Annotated in this window: 26 protein-coding genes and 1 tRNA gene; 7 read left to right on the plus strand and 20 right to left on the minus strand. The window is 64.0% G+C overall.

Annotated features, from left to right (window positions below):
• Positions 1-110 precede the first annotated feature (110 nt).
• Genes rseP through pyrH form a run of 6 tightly spaced genes read right to left on the minus strand, consistent with a single transcriptional unit; the run spans position 111 to position 5,447 of the window.
• Entirely contained in the window at positions 111-1,496 is a 1,386-nt protein-coding gene (rseP, locus tag ACXJ16_RS07940; protein WP_324698699.1) for an RIP metalloprotease RseP, read from the minus strand.
• A 30-nt stretch (positions 1,497-1,526) separates the two neighbouring features.
• Positions 1,527-2,678 carry a 1-deoxy-D-xylulose-5-phosphate reductoisomerase gene (locus tag ACXJ16_RS07945; protein WP_324699019.1) on the minus strand — a complete coding sequence of 384 codons (1,152 nt, stop codon included), beginning with the start codon at positions 2,676-2,678 and terminating at the stop codon, positions 1,527-1,529.
• A 5-nt stretch (positions 2,679-2,683) separates the two neighbouring features.
• Positions 2,684-3,457, minus strand: a complete 774-nt coding sequence (locus tag ACXJ16_RS07950; RefSeq protein ID WP_054439739.1) for a phosphatidate cytidylyltransferase — start codon at positions 3,455-3,457, stop codon at positions 2,684-2,686.
• On the minus strand, positions 3,444-4,133 hold the full coding sequence (uppS, locus tag ACXJ16_RS07955) for a polyprenyl diphosphate synthase (protein WP_132469080.1): 690 nt from the start codon (positions 4,131-4,133) through the stop codon (positions 3,444-3,446). The genes ACXJ16_RS07950 and uppS overlap by 14 nt, the downstream gene beginning before the upstream one ends.
• A 30-nt stretch (positions 4,134-4,163) precedes the next feature.
• Complete coding sequence (gene frr, locus ACXJ16_RS07960) at positions 4,164-4,721, minus strand: ribosome recycling factor (RefSeq protein ID WP_132469079.1); 558 nt, start codon at positions 4,719-4,721, stop codon at positions 4,164-4,166.
• Positions 4,722-4,724: 3 nt separating this feature from the next.
• Complete coding sequence (pyrH, locus tag ACXJ16_RS07965; RefSeq protein ID WP_054439743.1) at positions 4,725-5,447, minus strand: UMP kinase; 723 nt, start codon at positions 5,445-5,447, stop codon at positions 4,725-4,727.
• Between the two features lie 77 nt (positions 5,448-5,524).
• Between pyrH and ACXJ16_RS07970 the strand changes: the two genes are divergently transcribed.
• Positions 5,525-6,331: a hypothetical protein gene (locus ACXJ16_RS07970; protein WP_324698698.1), complete on the plus strand. Its 807-nt coding sequence runs from the start codon at positions 5,525-5,527 to the stop codon at positions 6,329-6,331.
• 4 nt (positions 6,332-6,335) lie between these two features.
• Here ACXJ16_RS07970 and ACXJ16_RS07975 read toward each other — a convergent pair whose 3' ends face one another.
• Positions 6,336-6,764, minus strand: a complete 429-nt coding sequence (locus tag ACXJ16_RS07975) for a winged helix-turn-helix transcriptional regulator (protein ID WP_324698697.1) — start codon at positions 6,762-6,764, stop codon at positions 6,336-6,338.
• Positions 6,765-6,818: 54 nt separating this feature from the next.
• Between ACXJ16_RS07975 and ACXJ16_RS07980 the strand changes: the two genes are divergently transcribed.
• Positions 6,819-7,427, plus strand: coding sequence for an NAD(P)-dependent oxidoreductase (locus ACXJ16_RS07980; protein WP_197283093.1), 609 nt, complete (start codon positions 6,819-6,821; stop codon positions 7,425-7,427).
• 82 nt (positions 7,428-7,509) lie between these two features.
• Here ACXJ16_RS07980 and tsf read toward each other — a convergent pair whose 3' ends face one another.
• A complete protein-coding gene (tsf, locus tag ACXJ16_RS07985; protein ID WP_054439749.1) occupies positions 7,510-8,433 on the minus strand; it encodes a translation elongation factor Ts in 924 nt (307 codons plus the stop codon).
• Positions 8,434-8,578: 145 nt separating this feature from the next.
• On the minus strand, positions 8,579-9,334 hold the full coding sequence (gene rpsB / locus ACXJ16_RS07990) for a 30S ribosomal protein S2 (RefSeq protein ID WP_054439750.1): 756 nt from the start codon (positions 9,332-9,334) through the stop codon (positions 8,579-8,581).
• Positions 9,335-9,740: 406 nt separating this feature from the next.
• On the opposite strand from rpsB, the gene ACXJ16_RS07995 reads away from it, so the two are divergent.
• Positions 9,741-10,019 (plus strand): hypothetical protein, encoded by a 279-nt coding sequence (locus ACXJ16_RS07995; protein ID WP_054439752.1) that lies wholly within the window; start codon positions 9,741-9,743, stop codon positions 10,017-10,019.
• A gap of 38 nt (positions 10,020-10,057) precedes the next feature.
• On the opposite strand, the gene ACXJ16_RS08000 is transcribed toward ACXJ16_RS07995, so the two are convergent.
• Positions 10,058-10,528 carry a hypothetical protein gene (locus tag ACXJ16_RS08000; protein ID WP_463920347.1) on the minus strand — a complete coding sequence of 157 codons (471 nt, stop codon included), beginning with the start codon at positions 10,526-10,528 and terminating at the stop codon, positions 10,058-10,060.
• Between the two features lie 192 nt (positions 10,529-10,720).
• On the opposite strand from ACXJ16_RS08000, the gene ACXJ16_RS08005 reads away from it, so the two are divergent.
• Positions 10,721-11,020, plus strand: a complete 300-nt coding sequence (locus ACXJ16_RS08005; RefSeq protein WP_132469076.1) for a hypothetical protein — start codon at positions 10,721-10,723, stop codon at positions 11,018-11,020.
• On the opposite strand, the gene ACXJ16_RS08010 is transcribed toward ACXJ16_RS08005, so the two are convergent.
• From ACXJ16_RS08010 to ACXJ16_RS08020, 3 genes are all read right to left on the minus strand, one after another.
• Entirely contained in the window at positions 10,998-11,738 is a 741-nt protein-coding gene (locus ACXJ16_RS08010) for a CDP-alcohol phosphatidyltransferase family protein (RefSeq protein WP_454797828.1), read from the minus strand. The two genes, ACXJ16_RS08005 and ACXJ16_RS08010, sit on opposite strands and share 23 nt — an antisense overlap.
• A gap of 80 nt (positions 11,739-11,818) precedes the next feature.
• Positions 11,819-12,568, minus strand: coding sequence for a phosphatidylserine decarboxylase (locus tag ACXJ16_RS08015; protein ID WP_054439880.1), 750 nt, complete (start codon positions 12,566-12,568; stop codon positions 11,819-11,821).
• 197 nt (positions 12,569-12,765) lie between these two features.
• A tRNA-Tyr gene (locus ACXJ16_RS08020) sits at positions 12,766-12,851 on the minus strand.
• Positions 12,852-13,014: 163 nt separating this feature from the next.
• Between ACXJ16_RS08020 and rlmB the strand changes: the two genes are divergently transcribed.
• Positions 13,015-13,842 (plus strand): 23S rRNA (guanosine(2251)-2'-O)-methyltransferase RlmB, encoded by an 828-nt coding sequence (gene rlmB / locus ACXJ16_RS08025; RefSeq protein ID WP_054439760.1) that lies wholly within the window; start codon positions 13,015-13,017, stop codon positions 13,840-13,842.
• Between the two features lie 24 nt (positions 13,843-13,866).
• Positions 13,867-14,700 (plus strand): hypothetical protein, encoded by an 834-nt coding sequence (locus ACXJ16_RS08030; protein ID WP_132469075.1) that lies wholly within the window; start codon positions 13,867-13,869, stop codon positions 14,698-14,700.
• 181 nt (positions 14,701-14,881) lie between these two features.
• On the opposite strand, the gene ACXJ16_RS08035 is transcribed toward ACXJ16_RS08030, so the two are convergent.
• The 4 genes from ACXJ16_RS08035 to ACXJ16_RS08050 all read right to left on the minus strand — a co-directional run bounded on the left by ACXJ16_RS08035 (position 14,882) and on the right by ACXJ16_RS08050 (position 17,655).
• Positions 14,882-15,154 carry an HU family DNA-binding protein gene (locus ACXJ16_RS08035; protein ID WP_054439764.1) on the minus strand — a complete coding sequence of 91 codons (273 nt, stop codon included), beginning with the start codon at positions 15,152-15,154 and terminating at the stop codon, positions 14,882-14,884.
• A gap of 417 nt (positions 15,155-15,571) precedes the next feature.
• On the minus strand, positions 15,572-15,940 hold the full coding sequence (gene rplS, locus ACXJ16_RS08040; RefSeq protein ID WP_054439766.1) for a 50S ribosomal protein L19: 369 nt from the start codon (positions 15,938-15,940) through the stop codon (positions 15,572-15,574).
• Positions 15,937-16,683, minus strand: coding sequence for a tRNA (guanosine(37)-N1)-methyltransferase TrmD (gene trmD, locus ACXJ16_RS08045; protein WP_054439882.1), 747 nt, complete (start codon positions 16,681-16,683; stop codon positions 15,937-15,939). Before trmD ends, rplS begins: the two co-directional genes overlap by 4 nt.
• 57 nt (positions 16,684-16,740) lie before the next feature.
• Positions 16,741-17,655, minus strand: a complete 915-nt coding sequence (locus ACXJ16_RS08050) for a LysR substrate-binding domain-containing protein (protein ID WP_463920350.1) — start codon at positions 17,653-17,655, stop codon at positions 16,741-16,743.
• A gap of 101 nt (positions 17,656-17,756) precedes the next feature.
• On the opposite strand from ACXJ16_RS08050, the gene ACXJ16_RS08055 reads away from it, so the two are divergent.
• Positions 17,757-17,993, plus strand: a complete 237-nt coding sequence (locus ACXJ16_RS08055; RefSeq protein ID WP_463920351.1) for a hypothetical protein — start codon at positions 17,757-17,759, stop codon at positions 17,991-17,993.
• A gap of 3 nt (positions 17,994-17,996) precedes the next feature.
• Here the strand turns inward: ACXJ16_RS08055 and ACXJ16_RS08060 are convergent, their stop codons facing one another.
• Genes ACXJ16_RS08060 through rpsP form a run of 3 tightly spaced genes read right to left on the minus strand, consistent with a single transcriptional unit; the run spans position 17,997 to position 19,292 of the window.
• Positions 17,997-18,326 carry a hypothetical protein gene (locus ACXJ16_RS08060; RefSeq protein WP_463920353.1) on the minus strand — a complete coding sequence of 110 codons (330 nt, stop codon included), beginning with the start codon at positions 18,324-18,326 and terminating at the stop codon, positions 17,997-17,999.
• On the minus strand, positions 18,319-18,846 hold the full coding sequence (gene rimM, locus ACXJ16_RS08065; RefSeq protein ID WP_185997786.1) for a ribosome maturation factor RimM: 528 nt from the start codon (positions 18,844-18,846) through the stop codon (positions 18,319-18,321). Before rimM ends, ACXJ16_RS08060 begins: the two co-directional genes overlap by 8 nt.
• A gap of 20 nt (positions 18,847-18,866) precedes the next feature.
• Entirely contained in the window at positions 18,867-19,292 is a 426-nt protein-coding gene (rpsP, locus tag ACXJ16_RS08070) for a 30S ribosomal protein S16 (protein WP_463920355.1), read from the minus strand.
• Between the last annotated feature and the right edge of the window lie 14 nt (positions 19,293-19,306).

The following is a 19,306-nucleotide window of genomic DNA, read 5'->3' on the forward strand; positions in this document are numbered from 1 at the left end:
CCAGGCTGCCTGTCAAAATGACAGACAATCGCGCCCATCTGCCCGATGGACGACGTCCAATCAAGCAGCCAATCCCGGCGGAAATGTGATCGCTGATGAATTCCTTCAGCCTATCCCCCGAAAATCGGGAGAGAAGCCAGATCGTTGACAGTGACGAACAGCATCAAGGCCAGCACGAGTGCCACCCCGGTGCGGATCGCCCATTCCTGACTGCGCAGGCCCAAGGGCTTCCGACGGACCAGTTCAGCCGCGTAGAAAGCCAGGTGCCCGCCGTCGAGCCCAGGAATTGGCAGGAGATTGATGAATGCCAAGTTAATCGAGATCATGGCCACGAAGCCCACGAAAGGCTCCCAACCAAGGGTGAACTGCTCACCGGAATACTTGGCGATCTTGATCGGGCCGCCCAGTTCCCGGACCGAACGGTCCCCGACGATGATCTGGCGGATTCCCGTGATCATGGTGCCCATGGTCGCGAAGCTCCGCTCCACGCCGATGCCCAGCGCCTGAACCGGACCGACAGCCTCCCGGCGGCCGAAGCCCGACTGAACACCGATGCGACCGATGGTCTCTGTGCGGCCATTGCTGCCTGTCTGCGTCGCGCTGCCGATCGTCATCGGCAGCACATGGGCTTCGCCCTTGCGCATTACCGTGATCGTGACCTTCTGCCCCGCCCGCGACATGATGAGCGGCGGCACCTGAAGGAAGCTCGTCACGCCGACGCCATCGACCGCGACGATACGGTCGCCGATCTCCATGCCCGCCTCCTCGGCAGGCGAATCGCCGAAGAAACCGCTGACCACGGGAACCGCAAAATCGATGCCGATGTCGCCGATCCGGGCCTTGTTGCCGAACCTGTCGCTAACTTCCTCGCCGGAAAGCTTGACGGGGAGCGTGACATTTCGCCCGTCGCGATCGACCATCACGTTCACGGTCTTGTTCGGGAAGTAGACTGTATGTTCGGGGATATCGGTGATGCTGCCGATGCGGTTGCCATCAATGGCGACGATGCGATCCCCGACCCGCAGCCCCGCCTGCTTCGCGGCCGACGATTCGGAGAAACCCGCCACTTCGGCATCGGCGATCAGGCGTCCGTTCGCATAGACGAAACCGGCCAGGATCAGCACGCAGAGCAGGAAATTGGTCAGGGGGCCGGCCAGAACGATCAGCGCCCGCTGCCAGAGCGGCTTGACGTGGAAGGTGCGCGCCCGCTCCTGCGGAGTCAGGCCGTCTTCCGCCGCGCTCGGCGCCGAAGCCGGGTTCATGTCGCCAGCGAACTGGACATAGCCGCCCAGCGGCAGCGCCGAGAGCTTCCAGCGAGTACCCCGCCTGTCGGTCCAGCCGGCGATCTCCTTGCCGAAGCCGATCGAGAAGGCATCCGCCTTCACGCCGAACAGCCTTCCGACCAGATAGTGGCCGAGTTCGTGGATCAGCACGAGCGGCCCGAGAACCAGCAGGAACGCGAAGATCGTCGTCAGCAGATTGGGCGATCCGGTCAAATCAGAGAATCTCCATCGGACCGCGTATCGTCACGCGGCCCCTGCGAGCATGCTTGCCCTTGCCCGCGCCTCGCCGTCAACAGCCAGTACGTCCGACAGGCTCGCGGGCGGGGCCGGCGAATAGGCGCCGAGCACGTCCTCGACCTGGGCGGCGATGCGGGTGAAGGGTATCCGGCCACCGAGAAAAGCGGCCACCGCCACCTCGTTAGCGGCATTGAGCACGGCGGGGATGCCGCCTCCGGCCTCCGCAGCTTCTCTGGCAAGACGCGTTGCGGGAAAACGCACTTCGTCGGGACGGCGGAAGGTGAGCTCACCGATTTCCGCAAGGTCGAGCGGCGCGCAGGGCGTGTCCATCCGCCCCGGCCACGCCAATGCCGAGGCGATCGGCACCCGCATGTCGGAAGGTCCGAGCTGCGCCAGTGTCGAACCGTCGCGGTATTCGACCATCGAATGGACGACCGATTGCGGGTGGACGATGATGCGGAGACGATCGAGGCCCACCGGGAAGAGATAGTGCGCCTCGATCAGTTCGAGGCCCTTGTTGAACATCGTCGCCGAATCGACGCTGATCTTCGCGCCCATGTCCCAGTTCGGATGCTTGACCGCCTGCGCCGGAGTGGCCAGCGTCAGCTTGTCGAGCGACCAGTCCCGGAACGGCCCGCCACTGGCGGTGAGCGTGATCCAGCGAACATCGTCGAGATCGTTGCCCTGAAGGCACTGGAAGATCGCATTGTGCTCGGAATCGATCGGCAGCAGCGTGGCACCGTGACGGGCGACGGCGGCCGTCATGACCTCACCGGCCGAAACCAGGGCTTCCTTGTTCGCGAGCGCAATGACGCGGCCCTGCTCGATCGCGGCCATGGTGGGCGCGAGGCCCGCGCAGCCGACGATGGCGGCAACCGTGACGTCGGCGCCGCGCGCCGCGGCCTCGACCAGCGCGGCCTGACCGCCTGCCGCCTCGATTCCCGTGCCGGCCAGCGCTTCGCGCAAGTCCGCGAGACTGGCCTCGTCGGCGACGACGGCGATTTGGGCGGAAAACTCCACCGCGAGCCGCGCCAGTTCAGGCACGTTGGCGTTGGCGGTCAGCGCCACGACCCGCCAGTCGGCGGGGCTGCGCCGCACGAGGTCCAGCGTCGAGGCGCCTATCGAGCCGGTGGCTCCGAGAACGGAAATGGTGCGCATGGTCGTCATCGCGGCTGGAACAGGATCATGAGGCCTAACACGAAAAGCACCGCGAGCAAGCCGTCGAGCCGGTCGAAGAAACCGCCGTGGCCCGGAATGAAGTGGCCCGAATCCTTGACCCCTGCCCGCCGCTTCATCCAGCTCTCGAAGAAATCTCCGGCCTGCGCGCAGACGGCGAGGAGGATGCCGGTCATCAGGCAGGTTGCGAATAGCGGCACCGGGTTTGCCGTCAGGTACCAGCAGGGCTGCATCCCGAAGCAAGCCGGACCGTCGGCGGCATTGCCCTGCGGATGGACCGAGATCAGCCCCTCCTGCCAGAACCTGGCGGCACCGAACAGCACCAGAGTGGCACCTAAAACGCCGCCAAGGAGGCCGGACCACGTTTTCGAAGGACTGATGGCAGGCGCGATTTTCGGACCCCCCAGTGCACGTCCGGTAAAGTAGGCGCCGACGTCGACTCCGATCACCGCGAGCAGCACCGTCAGCAGCGGCGCCAGGCTGAATGCGGGGTTGCGGAGGAACAGCAGCATGGCGGCGCCGATGCCGACGTAGACCATGCCGCCGAAGTTGAAGGCTGCCCGCTCCGCCGGGTTCTGCGTGCCGCCCCGCGCGAGCTTGACCCATTCCCACAGCACGCCGAGCGCCACCGCGCAGACGAAGGCGGTCCAGACCACGCCGCCGAGCCACAGCGTGCTGCCCGCGACCAGCAGCATGACTGCCGCCGAGATGCTCCGCACCTTGAGGTCGGCGTTCTTCTTCACCGGATCAGCGTCCGCCATAACGTCGGTCCCGCGTGGAGAAATCTTCGAGAGCCTGCCGCAAGTGTTCGGCGGTGAAATCCGGCCAGAGCACTTCGGTGAACATCATCTCGGCATAGGCGGCCTGCCAGAGCAGGAAGTTCGACAGCCGCACTTCGCCCGAAGTGCGGATCAGCAGGTCGAGCGGCGGCAGGTCCGCGGTATCGAGCTCGGCCGCGATGCTCTCGGGCGTGATCGGTCCCTTGGCGGCCGCCTTGGTGGCGGCGCGGGCGATCTCGTCCTGCGAACCGTAGTTGAGCGCGACCGCCAGCGTGGTCCCGGTGTTGCCGGCGGTGCGGGCGACCGCACCTTCGACCAGTTCCACGACGTCGGGCTTGAACGCCTTGTAATCGCCGATGATCTTGAGCCGCACCCCTGCCGCTGCGAACTCGTCGAGGTCGGAGAGGATGAAGCGCTTCATCAGGCTCATGAGGTCGGAGACTTCCTCCTCCGGCCGGCGCCAGTTCTCGGTCGAAAAGGCGTAGAGCGTCAGCGCCTCCAGCCCCATCTCGCGCGCGCCGCGCACAACGCGCCGAACCGATTCGACGCCGCGCTGGTGGCCCAGCGCGCGCGGCAGGTGGCGCTTCTTGGCCCAGCGCCCGTTACCATCCATGATGATGGCAACATGGCGCGCCGAGACGGGTTCACTCTTCGCCATCAGACATTCCTCCAAGCGGACCGCAAGGCCTCACTTGCCGAGGATTTCCTTCTCCTTGCGGCCGAATTCCTCGTCGAGCTGCTTGATGATATCGTCGGTCAGCTTCTGGACTTCGGTTTCGCCGCGCTTGCGCTCGTCTTCCGAGATTTCCTTCTTCTTCTCGTCCGCCTTCAGGTTCTCGATACCGTCACGGCGCACGTTGCGCACGGCGACGCGCGCCTTTTCGGCATAGGAGCTGGCGAGCTTGGCCAGTTCCTTGCGGCGTTCCTCGGTCAGGTCGGGAATGGGCAGGCGCAGGGTGTTGCCGTCGCTGATCGGGTTGAGGCCGAGACCGGCCGAGCGGATCGCCTTTTCGACGGGGCCGATGTTCGACTTGTCCCACACCTGCACCGAAAGCATGCGCGGCTCGGGCGCCGAAATCGTGGCGACCTGGGTGATCGGCGTGTTCGCGCCGTAGACGGTGACCATGATCGGTTCGAGCAGCGCCGTATTGGCGCGGCCGGTGCGCAGGCCCGAGAGATCGTGCTTGAGCGCGTCGATGGCGCCCATCATGCGGCGCTCGAGGTCCGCCTTGTCGTACTTGGCCATGAATCAGGCTCCTTTCTGGACGACCGTCTTGATGCCGCCACCCGCGAGAACAGTGGCAAGATTGCCCTTCTCGCGGATCGAGAACACGACGATCGGGATTGAGTTGTCGCGGCACAGGGCCACGGCGGAGGCGTCCATCACCTTCAGGTTGTCGGCAAGGACGGTGTCGTAGTCGACCGAATCATAACGCTTCGCGTCGGGATTGGTCTTGGGATCGCTGTCGTAGACGCCGTCCACGCTGGTGCCCTTGAGCAGGGCGTCGCAGCGCATTTCGGCGGCGCGCAGGGCAGCGCCCGAATCGGTCGTGAAATAGGGTGCGCCCACGCCGGCGGCGAAGATCACCACGCGGCCCTTTTCGAGGTGACGCTCGGCGCGACGGCGGATCACCGGCTCGCAGACCTGATCCATCTGGACGGCGGACTGCACGCGGGTTTCCACGCCCAGCTGCTCAAGCGCGTTCTGCATCGCGAGCGCATTCATGACAGTGGCCAGCATGCCCATGTAGTCGGCCTGCGCACGGTCCATGCCGCGCGCGGCACCGGCCATGCCGCGGAAGATATTGCCGCCGCCGATGACAAGGCAGATCTCCAGCCCGGTCTCCTTGGCCGCCTTCACTTCCCTGGCGAGTTCAGCGACGAAATCGGGGTCGATCCCGAACTGCTGGCTCCCCATCAAGACCTCGCCCGACAGTTTGAGAAGGACGCGCTTGTAGGGGGAAGAACTCATGGCCGCACAATCTCCTCTGGGCAGGACCGCCCGGCTTTAGGAGCGCGCGCGCGGATTGCCAAGGGGCGAGCTTGTGGATGAGCGCGGGCGACCCGCAGAAAAGGCCCCAGTTTGACTTGCCTAAGATGATAGGCAAGAAAAACACTATGGGGACTTCGTATATTGCTCGGCATCACCTTTCCTGTCTTGCGGCGATGACGATATTCGTCAGTTTGAGGGGCGATGCTCCGCCAACGCAATATGAATCATTGCCATCATCAGGCAGCGAACAACCGGCTACCTGCAAGCCCGAACTGCGGCCTGACGATCCGGCCCTTCTCACGCGCGAAACGCGTGGCTATTTTCCTAAAGAATGGACATCGCTGGGCCTGCAATGCAATCGTCACTGCTTACCGCTATTCTCGCCTTTTGAAAGAGAATGGTATTCCGATGCCCTCGCCGCAGCGGGGGAGCCATCCTTGGCTTCGGCCTCATTGTCCGATCGGACTGAACAAGAACAGTTTCGATTTACGTGGCTGCCCACTTTCCATCATCCGGTGGTCGTGCGTGTAACTTTCGACGCGGAGGGCGGCCGACTGGACGCCGTAGAACTTTCAGGCTCAGGGGGCTATGAGCCCGGCAAGATCGGCCGACAGATCCATCGCCCCTTGCAGCCGGATGAACTGGTTAAAATCAGGCAGGCATCGGCCGAGACAATGCTGTTCGAATTCCGCAGCGTCGAATGCGGCAAGGTCGGAATCGACGGATCCGAATGGCTTTTCGAAAAACGTGACGCCAATGGCTATCACTTTGGCAATTACTGGGCCCCGGAAAAGAACAGGGCACGCCGCACAGGCGAATTAATGCTGCGCTTGACGGGCTGGAAGTTCAGGAAAATTTACTGAAGCCTCACGCTCCGATCAGTCGTTCCCGCTCTCGTGTATCATAGGCACACTGCGCTTCTCCCACCATCGCCATGCGTCGCTCGGCCCAGTCGATCATTGCCTGAAGCGCCTCGATAAGTTCGCTGCCAAGCGGCGTGATCGCATAACTGACGGTGACAGGCACAGTCGGCACGACATGACGCGCGACCAGCCCGTCCCGCTCCAGCGAACGTAAGGTCTGGCTCAGCATCTTCTGCGAGATTCCGTCGATCCGGCGCTTGAGCGCATTGAAGCGCATCTGGCCCCCGCCAAGCGTCGTCAAAATCAGCACGCTCCACTTATCGGCAATACGGTCGAGCAGCTGCCGGGTCGGACAATTCGCGGCATAGACGTCCGGCTGCCTGCCGCCGGTTTCCTCCGGGTAACCCGGTGCGATGAAAGTGCCTTCTTGCATAGGCGCACCCCATGCCACACTTGGTCACTATTGGAAACTAGTGGAGTAATCGTAATGAAGATCGCAGTCCTCGGCGCCAGCGGCCGCGCCGGATCGGAAATCGTCAAAGAAGCCGCCGCACGCGGCCATGAAGTGCTCGCCATCGCGCGCAATCCCGAAAAGATCGCCGCTGCTCCGGGCGTAACCGCCGAAGCCGGCGACGCCGCAGACCCCGAAGCCCTCGCGGCGCTCATCGCCGGTAGCGACGCCGTGATCAGCGCCCTGCACTTCGACGTTCCGGCCGAAACCTTGCTTTCCGCAATCCGCAAGGCCGGAGTTTCGCGCCTGCTGGTCACCGGCGGCGCCGCCAGTCTCGAAGTGGCGCCCGGCAAGCGCCTCATCGATTCGCCCGACTTCCCCGAGGAATGGAAGCCCTTTGCCATGGGCGGCATCACCTTCCTCGACGCCCTGAGAAAGACGGACGACGTGGACTGGACGTTCTTCTCGCCCGCAGCGCTGATCTTCGAAGGCCCGCGCACCGGCTCCTATCGCCCCGGCACCGACCAGCTCGTCACGGACGAAGCGGGCGAGAGCAAGATCAGCTTCGCCGACTACGCCATCGCCATGGTGGACGAACTGGAAGCCCACAACCACAGCCGCGCGCGCTTCACCGCTGCGTACTGATCCGGCGCTACGGCACGCATAGAAAAAGGGCCGGGAAGCCAACGCTCCCCGGCCCTTTTCTTATCTCGGTATCCGCGAAGGATCAGCCGGCGACAGCGGCAGCCACTTCGGCTGCGAAGTCGGTGACTTCCTTCTCGATGCCTTCGCCGAGCTGGAAGCGGACATAGTCCTTCAGCACGATCTTGGCGCCGGCTTCCTTGCCGGCCTGGTCGACGACCTGCTGGATCGGGGTCTTGTTGTCCATGACGAAGACCTGCGAGAGCAGAGCGTTTTCCTTGGCGTACTTGGCGATCGCACCGTCGACCATCTTGGCCTGCACGGCTTCGGGCTTGCCCGATTCCGCGGCCTTTTCTTCGGCGATCTTGCGCTCGCGCGCGATCAGCTCGGCGTCGAGGTCGTCGGCGTTGAGGGCCAGCGGGAAGGCAGCGGCGATGTGCATCGCGATCTGCTTGCCGAGCGCTTCGAGAACGTCAGCCGAAGCTTCCGATTCGAGAGCGACGAGCACGCCGATCTTGCCGAGGTTCGGCGCAGCAGCGTTGTGCATGTAGGGAACGACGAGGCCCTGAGCGACTTCGACGGTCTTCAGGCGGCGAACCTGCTGGTTCTCGCCGATGGTCGCAACGTTGTTGGTCAGCGCGTCGCCAACGGTGCCACCGTTCGGGTAGGCAGCGGCCTTGAGCGCTTCCACGTCGTCACCGGCAACGCCGAGGGCGACTTCGGTGGTCTTGCGGACGAAGTCCTGGAACTGGTCGTTCTTCGCAACGAAGTCCGTTTCCGAGTTCACTTCGACGGCAACGCCCTTGGTGCCGGTGACGGCAACGCCGACCAGACCTTCGGCAGCCGTGCGGCTCGACTTCTTGGCGGCAGCGGCCAGACCGCGAGCGCGCAGCGCGTCAACGGCGGCTTCGAGATCGCCACCGGTCTCGTCGAGGGCCTTCTTGCAGTCCATCATGCCGGCGCCGGTGCGCTCGCGCAGGTTCTTCACGTCAGCGGCGGTGTAAGCCATCGCTCAAATCCTCTTGCTTGGTGGGGCCGCATTTCACGGCCTTTAAAATGCCCAGGTCGCCCTGCGACCCGGAAATGGAACGCGCGCCAGGCCCATTGGACCCGGCGCGCGACAATTCCATGACGAAAAGTCGTCGCCGGACCTATCAGGCCTCGACTGCTTCCTCGGCAACCGGCACTTCCATGGCGCCGAGATCGGCACCGCTGTTGACCAGCGCGTCACGGCCACCCTTGGTCGCGGCCTGGGCGACGGCGTCGCAGTACAGGCGCACGGCGCGGCTGGCGTCGTCGTTACCCGGGATCGGGAACGAGATGCCCTGCGGGTTCACGTTGGTGTCGAGCACGGCAACGACCGGAATACCAAGGACGTTGGCTTCCTTGATGGCCAGGTCTTCCTTGTTGGCGTCGATCACGAACATCACGTCCGGAATGCCGCCCATGTCGCGGATGCCACCGAGCGAAAGCTCAAGCTTGTCACGCTCGCGGGTGAGCTGAAGGACTTCCTTCTTGGTCAGGCCGGTGGTGTCGCCCGAAAGCTGCTCTTCAAGAGCCTTGAAGCGCTTGATCGAACCCGAGATCGTCTTCCAGTTGGTGAGCATGCCGCCCAGCCAGCGGTGGTTGACGTAGTGCTGACCGCAAGCGCGGGCGGCCTGTGCGATGGGCTCCTGAGCCTGGCGCTTGGTGCCGACGAAGAGCACCTTGCCGCCGGCCTGGACAGTGGCCTGCACGAACTCGAGAGCGCGCGCGAACAGCGGCACGGTCTGCGAAAGGTCGATGATGTGGATGCCGTTGCGGGCGCCGAAGATGTACGGCTTCATCCGCGGGTTCCAGCGGTGGGTCTGGTGGCCGAAGTGAGCGCCGGCTTCGATGAGCTGCTGCATGGAGACGACAGGAGCCGCCATAGGTAATTCCTTTCCGGTTAGGCCTCTGGAAAGCAGGAACCAGGCGTGGGACGAACCCATGACACCAAGGCACCGGTATGTGCGCTTTCCATGTGGATTGCCCGATTCGCCAGATACCGCGAATTCGGTATCGTCCCTCGAGCGGGGCCGCCCTTAGCGCCGTTGCCGGAGAAAATCCAGCCTCAATTCGATCGCGTTCCGCCGTTCCGCAAAGGCATCTCGTCGCAGACACCTCCGCTTCCGATGCAACTGGCGGAAACCAAACGCCTTCCACCGTTTTTCCACAGGGTAATCCCTGTTATATCCACTGACGCGGAAAGGCAGAGGTTTCCGCTTTCGCAGGAGAAGAGCCGGGGACTTTCGTTCAATGCGCCCAGGGGGCAGGGCGCGAAGCAGGACACATGCCATGAGCCTCCTTCCACCCATCCTATTCGCGATCGGCGCCTGCGTTGCGATCAGGGCGATCTGGGGCACCTATCGCAGCGCCCTCCCCGCGATCCGTGCCCTTCATCGGGCTTCCCACATCGCAGCCGCATCCGGCGACATCGAATGGTCCACGTTCGAGCGCCGCTCCACCACGCATGACAGCACCGCCCGCGCTGTTCGCCGCAACCGGCGCCCTATCCGCTCCAAACCGGCACCGCACCATCCGCAGCGCCCGGTGCGAGAACGCACCGCAGCATAATTCGTCGCCTCAAAAACGGACAGAGTGCGAACTGCGGCTCAGTGCAGTCGCCGCGAACCTTCCAGCCCGAATGCCTGATCGATCGTGCGATCATCCGCAGCCATTTCGGTCTCGATCACCTCATCCAGCAGCGGGCTCGTATGATCGATGATCGCCTGCATCTGCATCACCGCCTCCGCAATCGCCGCCGAAGACCGGCAGGACGGCATCAGGTCGACGATGATGACAAGCCCATGCTGCGAATCCACCGAGAACCGGCACCCCAGCAGGCGGTCGTGCAGCCTAGCCAGAGTCAGGCATAGCGCGGGTCCCGGTTCGACATCGTCCAGCACCAGCCCCTTCACCTGGATCCAGCCATCCACGCAGAACACCGACCAGACGCTTCCCGCTTCCTGATCGTTAAGCACCAGTTCGCTGTCGTCGATGATCTCGATCTCGAACTGGTTGGCCGCGCACCATTCGCGCAATCCTTCGAGTTCGCCAAGGCTGACGCGGGTTTCCTCGCTCATGCGGCGACTTTCGGGAACCGAGCCAAGCCCTGGGCAGAAGCCTCCTCGCAGGTCATGCCTTTACGCTTGACAGCATGAGAACAAATTGAGAACAACGTCATCACAGGAACATTGATAGAACGATTCTCGGTTTTCCACAAGCTCTCCACAGGCTGGGCAGAGAATGTGGACGATGGTTCGAAAGGAACGATCATGACTGCATTTGCCGCCTGTCTCTTCGTTGTAGCCGCGCTGGTTTCCGCCCACGTCATCTGGTCGAACTGGCTTCGCCATGCCGATACGGTTCGCGGGCTGCGCACGGCACTGCGCCAATGCCCCGAAACGGTGATGCTGGAATGGAAGATGGTGGAGCGGGTGCCCCTGCCCACGCTCGCAATCCTCAGGAAGGACCGCATGACCCGCATCCGCCGTACCCAGTGGACGCCGGGTTTAGAATGGCCCTCCACGGAGCGCGCGGAAGGCGAATGGACTACCGGGGAACTCGCCGCCTGACCTTCGCGTAGCTGGCGATTCCTACGGGAATCAGCAGGATATAGGCGATGGTGATCACGGCCAGCGTGAACCAGGGCTCGGTCAGCAGCGCGGCCACTGTCAGGCCGACCAGCGCAAGAACGCCAAGACGCAGACTGGGCGGAGGCCGCATCTTTGCCCAACTGAGCGTAGGCAGGCTGGAAATCATCAGGAAAGCGACCAGCACCATCCACACGCTCACCGCGACGGGATTGGCGAATTCGGAAATTCCGCTGGCGATCCACAAGTACATCGGCAGGAACGCGAGCCCGGCGCCCAGCGGCGCGGGAACACCGGTCAGGAAACCTGCCTGCTTGTGAGGCTGGTCCTGCTCGTCAAGCCGGGAATTGAAACGTGCGAGCCGCAACACGCAGCAGATCGCAAACGCCAGCGCCGCGATCCAGCCAAGGCTGGGAAGCTGGTGCAGGGTCCAGAGATAGACGATCAGCGCCGGCGCAACGCCGAACGAGATCGAATCCGCCAGACTGTCCAGTTCGGCACCGAAGCGGGTCTGGGCCTTGAGCAGGCGCGCCGCGCGGCCGTCTATGCCGTCAAGCAGGCCGGCAAGGATGATGGCCTGAACCGCTCGCTCGTAGTCGCCGCCGATGGCGAAGCGAATGCCGGTCAATCCCGAGCAAAGCGCGGCAGCGGTGATGGCGTTGGGCACGAAGACGCGCATCGGAAGCCCGGCTGCCGCCATCCGGCCGCGCGCACGCGGGCCTGCGGCGTCGAGATCGCCGGTCTCGTCGATCCCGGCTTCATCGATCGCAGGCCCATCGTTCACTGGGCGATACCCTCGATCACGGGCGCGGAGCCGAGTTCGGCGAGAATCGTTTCGCCGGCCACGATCTTCTGCCCCATGAGCACCTTGGGCTCGGTTCCAGCGGGAAGGTAGACATCCACACGGCTACCGAAACGGATCAGGCCCATGCGCTGACCGGCGGCAAGCATGTCGCCCGGCTTCACGAAGGGAACGATGCGGCGCGCAACCAGACCGGCAATCTGCGTGAAGCAGATGCGAAGCCCGTCGCCGCGCTCCACCAGGATGTGCTGGCGCTCGTTTTCTTCACTCGCCTTGTCGAGATCGGCGTTTACGAACCGGCCGGGAATGTAGATCACCCGGCGCACCGTGCCGCCAATGGGCGTGCGATTGATGTGAACGTCGAACACGCTCATGAAGATCGAGATGCGAGTGACCGGTTCGGTCGACATCGGTTCCGAACCGCTGCCATCCTCCACCGTCAGCTCACGGGGCGGCGATACCTTGCCGATGAGCGTGACCAGGCCGTCGGCCGGAGCGACGATATAGCGATCATCCTGCGGCGTAACGCGGACGGGATCGCGGAAGAAGGCCAGCACGCACAGCGTCAGGACCGCCAGCGGCCATCCCACCCACGGACCGAAAACGATCCATCCGAACAGCGCGATAGCTGCGGCGATGGCGCCGAACTTGCGACCCTCGCCATGGATGGAGGGCCAGTTCCAGGACGCTTCGCCGCGTCCCTGATTATCAAGAATTTCTCCGGGCATCACCATCCTCTAGTCAGTGTCCACCGCTCCCGCAATGCCGGGAAGCGAGCCATGTTCCCATTCAACGGGATTGTCGGAAAGACGGCGGGGGATAGTTTTCGGCGAAAAGCGCGACAGGACGCTTGAAGCGGCGTTGCCGGCAAAGGCAAAACCTGGTCAGCCGCACCCCGAAGGGAATGTCCTGTTGAGGAAACCGGTGGTGGACAGGGCTGGATTCGAACCAGCGTACGCTTGCACGGGCAGATTTACAGTCTGCTGCCTTTAACCACTCGGCCACCTGTCCACACCAGTTATGGCGGGGGTCAAACTCTCGAAAGACCCGTTGTGTTGAAGCCCTGAAGTCAGAGCCTCGCTGCCGAGGAGCGCGCCTATGTAGAACCCGGCCTTGCCTGTCAATGGGGGGAATGGCAGGAGCGGCATAGTTTTTTCGAATAAGGACAATTTTCATGACCAATCGTAGCGACCGGCAAGAAGGCGACCGCGAAGGCGGACGCTCCGGAAAGGCGCTGCGCGGCCGCGCGGGCCGGATGAAGAACGGCCGTGGCAGCGGGCGAGCGAGCACGGGCATGATCCGGCTCTGGGGCCGGCACGCGGTAGAAGCCGCGCTGAAGAACCCGAATCGCAACCACCGCAAGCTCTGGGCGACTCGCGAGGGCGTGGAAGCGCTCGACGGCGAACTGCCTGCCGACTTCCCGGTGGAATGGGCACAGCCCGCCGACCTCGCCCGCCTCGTCGCCCGGGACGCCCCGCATCAGGGCCTCGTGCTCGAATGCACGCCGCTCGACGACATCTTCATCGACGACGTGCTCGACGGCGATCCGTCGCGGCCCGTGATCGTGCTCGACCAGGTGACCGACCCGCACAACGTCGGCGCCATCATGCGCTCCGCGGCAGCCTTCAATGCCTGCGCAATCGTTACCCAGGACCGCCATGCGCCCCCGGAATCGGGCACCTTGGCCAAGAGCGCCTCGGGTGCGCTCGAAACCCTGCCCTGGGTCCGCGTGGTGAACCTTGCGCGCGCGCTCGAAGAGATCGCCGAAGCCGGGTACTGGCGCATCGGACTTGACGGCGCCGCAGAATCCACACTCGGCCAGGCCCTGCCGACCGGCCCCGTCGCCCTCGTGCTCGGCGCCGAGGGGGACGGCATGCGCCACAACATCGTCCAGCACTGCGATTCGATCGCCAAGCTGCCCATCAGCGAGGCCATGGAAAGCCTCAACGTCAGCAATGCGGCAGCCATCGCCCTCTATGCCGTCGCCACGCGGTCCGAATAATCCGAAATCGAGAGGGCACTCATCATGAACCGAATCGAACGGCGTCCTCCGGGACGCCGCCTTCTCGCCGGGCTGGGCGTTACCGCCCTCGCCCTGCTTGCGGCGGCCTGCATCTTCGCGCCCGGCAAGTTCACCTCCACCCTGGACTTGCGCAAGGATCGCAGCTTCGCCTTCCGCTACACCGGCGAGATAGTGATGGTGCCGCTCCAGTCATCCAAACCGGCCGTGTTCGAGCCGGAGACCTGCCACGACGACGACTATAACGATCGCGCGTGCACGGACGAAGAACTCGCCCAGCAAAAGACCGACTGGGAAAGCTCCAGCAAGGAAAAGAAGAAGAGCGACGCCCAGGCCGCCCAGATGCTGCTGGGCGGGCTCGATCCGAGCGATCCCAAGGCAGGGGAGCAAATCGCCGAGAAGCTGCGCCGGCAGACCGGATGGAACAAGGTTACCTACATGGGCGACGGCAGGTTCGACGTGGACTTCGCCATCGCCGGAAGGCTCGACCATGACTTCGCCTTCCCGACCATCGAAGGCTTCGCGATGAGCAACCATTTCGTCCAGCTTTCGCTGCGCCGCGATGGCACGGTCCGCATGGATGCCCCTTCGTTCGGCCCGCAAGGCGGTTCGTCGGCCATGGGCGCAATGATGAGCGGTGCGCTCAACGACAAGGCCGGTGACATGGCCGACGGCAATACCCAGGCCGACGGCACCTTCACGCTGACCACGGACGGCGAAATCCTCGCCAACAATACCGACGAGGGGGCCGTGACCGCTCCTGGCGGCAAATCGCTGTTCTGGAAGGTCGATCCCCGCACACCGGCAGCGCCGACAGCGCTGGTCAGGCTGAAGCCCTGACGCGGATTGGCCGGGCCCGAAAGGTCCGGCCATGGCCTGCCTGCCCGGCAGGTCGTCTTCCGGCTTTACGAAAAGTCATGACTTCAAGGACATGACCTCAAACGAAAAACGCCGCGCCAACCCGAAGGTTGGCGCGGCGTAATCTTATCAGCCTGCGAGGCGAAGCAGGCTGCAAGGATGCTTAGTTGACAGCGTCCTTGAGGCCCTTGCCGGCCTTGAACTTCGGCTGAGCCGAAGCCTTGATTTCCATCGGTTCGCCGGTGCGCGGGTTGCGGCCGGTCGAGGCCTTGCGCTTGGCGACCGAGAAGGTGCCGAAGCCGACCAGGCGAACTTCGTCGCCGGCCTTCAGCGCGCCGGTGATGGCGTCGAACACGCTTTCGACAGCCTTGGTGGCATCGCTACGGGTAAGACCGCTCGAGTCGGCAACGGCGCTGATGAGATCGTTCTTGTTCATTATGGGTACCCCCTAACCTTTCAGTTGAATCGGATGTGACGGGAATATTCGGATTCGCCTCTGGACGGGGACGGAATTGAGCGGGTTTTGCGCGCGGTGTCAAAGCCTAAACAGAGCCAAAAGTGGCAGTTTATCGCGTTTTTCCGCCGTTCAGATGACGATTCCTGAATTGTGCAATGCAGCATTATGGAATGCAGCGCATCTGCTCCCCCTTTCGAGCGAGCCGATACGGTACTGCGCGTATGCCACGCGCCGTTCCTGAGCCGATATCGAGCGATTCGTCGAATGGAATCAGCTCAGTAGATGGCGCAATAAAAGCAACTGCGCCCACCTGCCGCAAGGCGCAAAAAAGGCGGTCCGAAATCGAACCGCCTCTCAGGCTGCCCGCCCCTTTCGGGCCGGGCAATCGACCAGGGCTTACGCCTTGGTGTCGTTGACGCGGCGCTCGGCGATGCGGGCGCGCTTGCCGGTACGACCACGCAGGTAGTACAGCTTCGCACGACGCACGACGCCGTGGCGAACCACGGTGATCGAATCGATGTTCGGCGAGTAGAGCGGGAATACGCGCTCGACGCCTTCACCGAAGCTCATCTTGCGAACGGTGAAGTTCGAACCCATGCCACGGTTCGAGCGCGCGATGCACACGCCCTCGTAAGCCTGGACGCGGGTACGGGTGCCTTCGACAACCTTCACGCCGACGCGGACGGTATCGCCCGGACGGAAGGTCGGGATATCCTTGGCGGCCTTGGCAATTTCCTCGGCCTCGATCTGCTGAATCAGGTTCATGAACCCAAATCCTCGTTTTTGCGCCGCGCACCAGAGGCAGACTGGCCCCGAACGTCCCTGTGACGTTCCCAAAGGTCCGGCCTGCGTGACCGTGTATCCTCCGCCGCCTGTTGTTTCCGCCAGGCAGCGATTTTCGCATGATCCCCCGATCGCAGCACTTCAGGGATCGTGCGCCCTTCCCACTCGGTGGGTCGGGTATATTGCGGGTATTCGAGAAGACCGTCCTCGAACGATTCCTCGGTCCCGCTGGAAGCCGCGCCCATTACGCCGGGAAGCAGGCGAATGCAAGCGTCAAGCAGCAGGATTGCCGCGGGTTCACCCCCGGAAAGCACCGCGTCGCCGACGGACATCTCCTCGACCTGCCGGCCTTCGAAGATCCGCTCGTCGAAACCCTCGAACCTTCCGCACAGGACGATGACACCGGGACCGTCCGCGAGCGCGCGCACGCGGGCCTGCGAGATCGGCTTGCCGCGCGGGGTCATCGCGATGATCGGCGCATCGGGATTGATCGAACGTGCATGGTCGATGGCGGCGGCCAGGATATCCACCTTGAGCACCATTCCCGCCCCGCCCCCGGCGGGCGTATCGTCAACCGTGCGGTGCTTGTCCTTCGCGAAATCGCGGATATGCACCGCATCGATCGACCACTTGCCCTCGGCCAGCCCGCGCCCGGCCAGCGACAGGCCCAGCGAGCCGGGGAACATCTCGGGATAGAGGGTGAGAACGGTGGCGTTGAAAGTCATGCGCGCGGCAAAGCCCAAATCGGCCCCCGCGACAAGGGGCTGCGGCCGAAAAGTGGCTCAGAACGGCTCCCATACTTCCGCCGGGAGGCTTCCCTTGTCCGCGGCGACCTCTTCCCGCAGCCATTCGCGCAGCCGCTCGATCTTGCGCAGGCCCACACGACCGTCCGGATGGACCAGCCAGTGCGAATTGCCCGGCATGTAGAGCGTCCCGAAAGGCTGGACGAGGCGACCGCTCGCCATTTCCGCACGCCAGAACAAGGGCGACATCAGCGCCACCCCGAACCCGCTCATCACCACGCTGGCCTCGGGCAACTGGTTGTCCATGTACATCCCCCCGCGCTGGAGCGGCGGCGCATCCACCCCGGCCGCTTCGAACCAGGCAGACCACCACGGATCGTCGGGCGTCAGGCGCTCGACCCTGAGCAGGTCTTCAGGGCGGCGGATGGCGTGCATTTCGAGGAAGGTGGGCGAACACATCGGCGCCAGGTGCTGCCGGAACAGGAATTCCGAGCGCATTCCCGGCCAGTTGCCCTTCCCTGCCCGAATCGCGACATCGAACGAGGACGCGGAAAGGTCGATCACATCGTTCGACAGCGACAATCGCACCGCGATATCGGGATGGCGCAACTGGAACCGCCCGATCCGCGCGCCCAGCCAGGCCCCGCCGATCGAGGTGAGCGAGGTTATGGACAGGACTTCGTGATCTTCCTCGCGGATGGCCGCGAAGGCTTCCGCCATGCCGCCAAAAGCCGCGCTTATCGTGGGAAGCAGGCGAAGCCCCGCCTCCGAAAGCCGGACCCGCCCCTTGCCGCGCACGAAAAGCGCGCGGCCGACCCGGTCCTCCAGTTGGCGGATCTGATAGCTGATGGCGGCCTGGGTCATGCCCAGTTCTTCGGCCGCGCGCGAGAAGTTCTCGTGCCGGCCAGCCGCTTCGAAGGCACGGATAGCGGTCAGGGGCGGAAGGCGGTCCATGCGCAGATCATAAGCTTGCCTTATACTCCATGCCAATCGTCTTGTTGGCGCTCCTGCTCCGGCAGGTTCATCTCACGGCCTTCGCAACAAGGATGCATGCCATGCAGGACGAACACTTCATGCGGCAGTGGAACCAGTGTCACACCCGCTTTTCGAACGATGTGAACGATGGCCTTGCAAGAGTGGCAGTGGGGATGAGCGGACGGCGCATGCCAAAAGCCGGGCTTATCGCCTTTGTGCTTATCGGCATGCTGGGCGCCACTGTCGCGGGCAGTTTCGCGCTCGGCAGCGCCGCGCCGACGACACAAGCCGGTCAGGCCGAACAGCCCGCGCCCTGACCGCTAGTCGAAAATGGCAGGAAGATGCGCCGCGCCCTCATGACGCCAGCGACGCGCCAGATAGAGGGTGGCGGGCAAGCAGACGCCACCTCCGATGAAAAGTGCCGGAAGCAGCGACGCGAAAGCATGAAGCACGCCGGCCTGGAAAGCCTCCGGTTCGCCCAGAAGAACCATGGCCCCGGCTACCACGACCGCACCCGCCAGAACGGCAACAGCCCCGCGCAGCAGGCCATGCATGCGCGGGGCTATCCGGCGTAGAAGCAGCAGGAGCGCAACGCAGGGCAGATTGGCGATGATCGTTATCGCCGCCAGCCCCACGAGGAAATCACTCATCCGCGAAGGCGGCGGCAATCACGATCCGCTCATGATCCCATTCGGGAACGGCGGTTTCGTTCATCGGCACCATGAAGCGGCGGCTTCTGGCGCTTTTGGCACCATCTTCGCCCTCGCCCACCGGACGCTCGATCTCGATCACATCGCCGGCACCGAAGTTGTCGATCGCGATGCAGATGCCAAGCTCCTCGCCCGCGTCCGAAACGGCGCGCAGGCCGAGCAGGTCGGCGTGGTAATACTCGCCCTCGCCCAGTTCCGGCATTTGCGAGCGCGGAACGGTGAGCGCGGTACCGCGCAGCTTTTCGGCGGCGTTGCGGTCGGTCACTTCCTCGAAGCGAGCGATCGCGCCGCCCTTGCCGTCGTCGCGCAGCTTGGCGAGCGTCAGGGTGGAATCGTTGAAGGCGCGGTAGCGCTTGAGCGCGGCCACGCCTTCACCGAACAGCTTGAGGCGAACCTCGCCCGTCACGCCGTGCGCGCCGGTAACGGCAGCAAGCGTGACGGGGCGGTCTTGACCAGCCATTGTGGATTCGAACCTGAAGCTTAGGCTTCGGTCGATTCCTCAGCAGCTGCTTCAGCCGGAGCTTCCTCGACCGGAGCAGCAGCTGCCGCAGCAGCGGCTTCTTCAGCTTCGCGCAGCTTCTCGGCCTTTTCCTCGGCGCGGTCCTTGGCCTTCTTGCCCGGCTCAGCCTTGTTCGGGTTCACGGTGGCGGCGCGTTCCTTGATGCCGGCCTTGTCGAGCAGGCGGGCAACGCGGTCGGTCGGCTGTGCGCCAACGCCGAGCCAGTAGCGAACGCGGTCTTCGACCAGACGCACGCGGTTCTCGTCTTCCTTGGCGAGGACCGGGTTGTAGGTGCCGACCTGCTCAAGATACTTGCCGTCGCGCGGAGCGCGCGAGTTGGAGACGACGATCTTGTAGTAAGGACGCTTCTTCGCGCCACCGCGCGACAGACGGATCGAAACGGACATTGCTCTACCTTTCC

This window comes from Novosphingobium sp. TK71 (assembly GCF_055361505.1).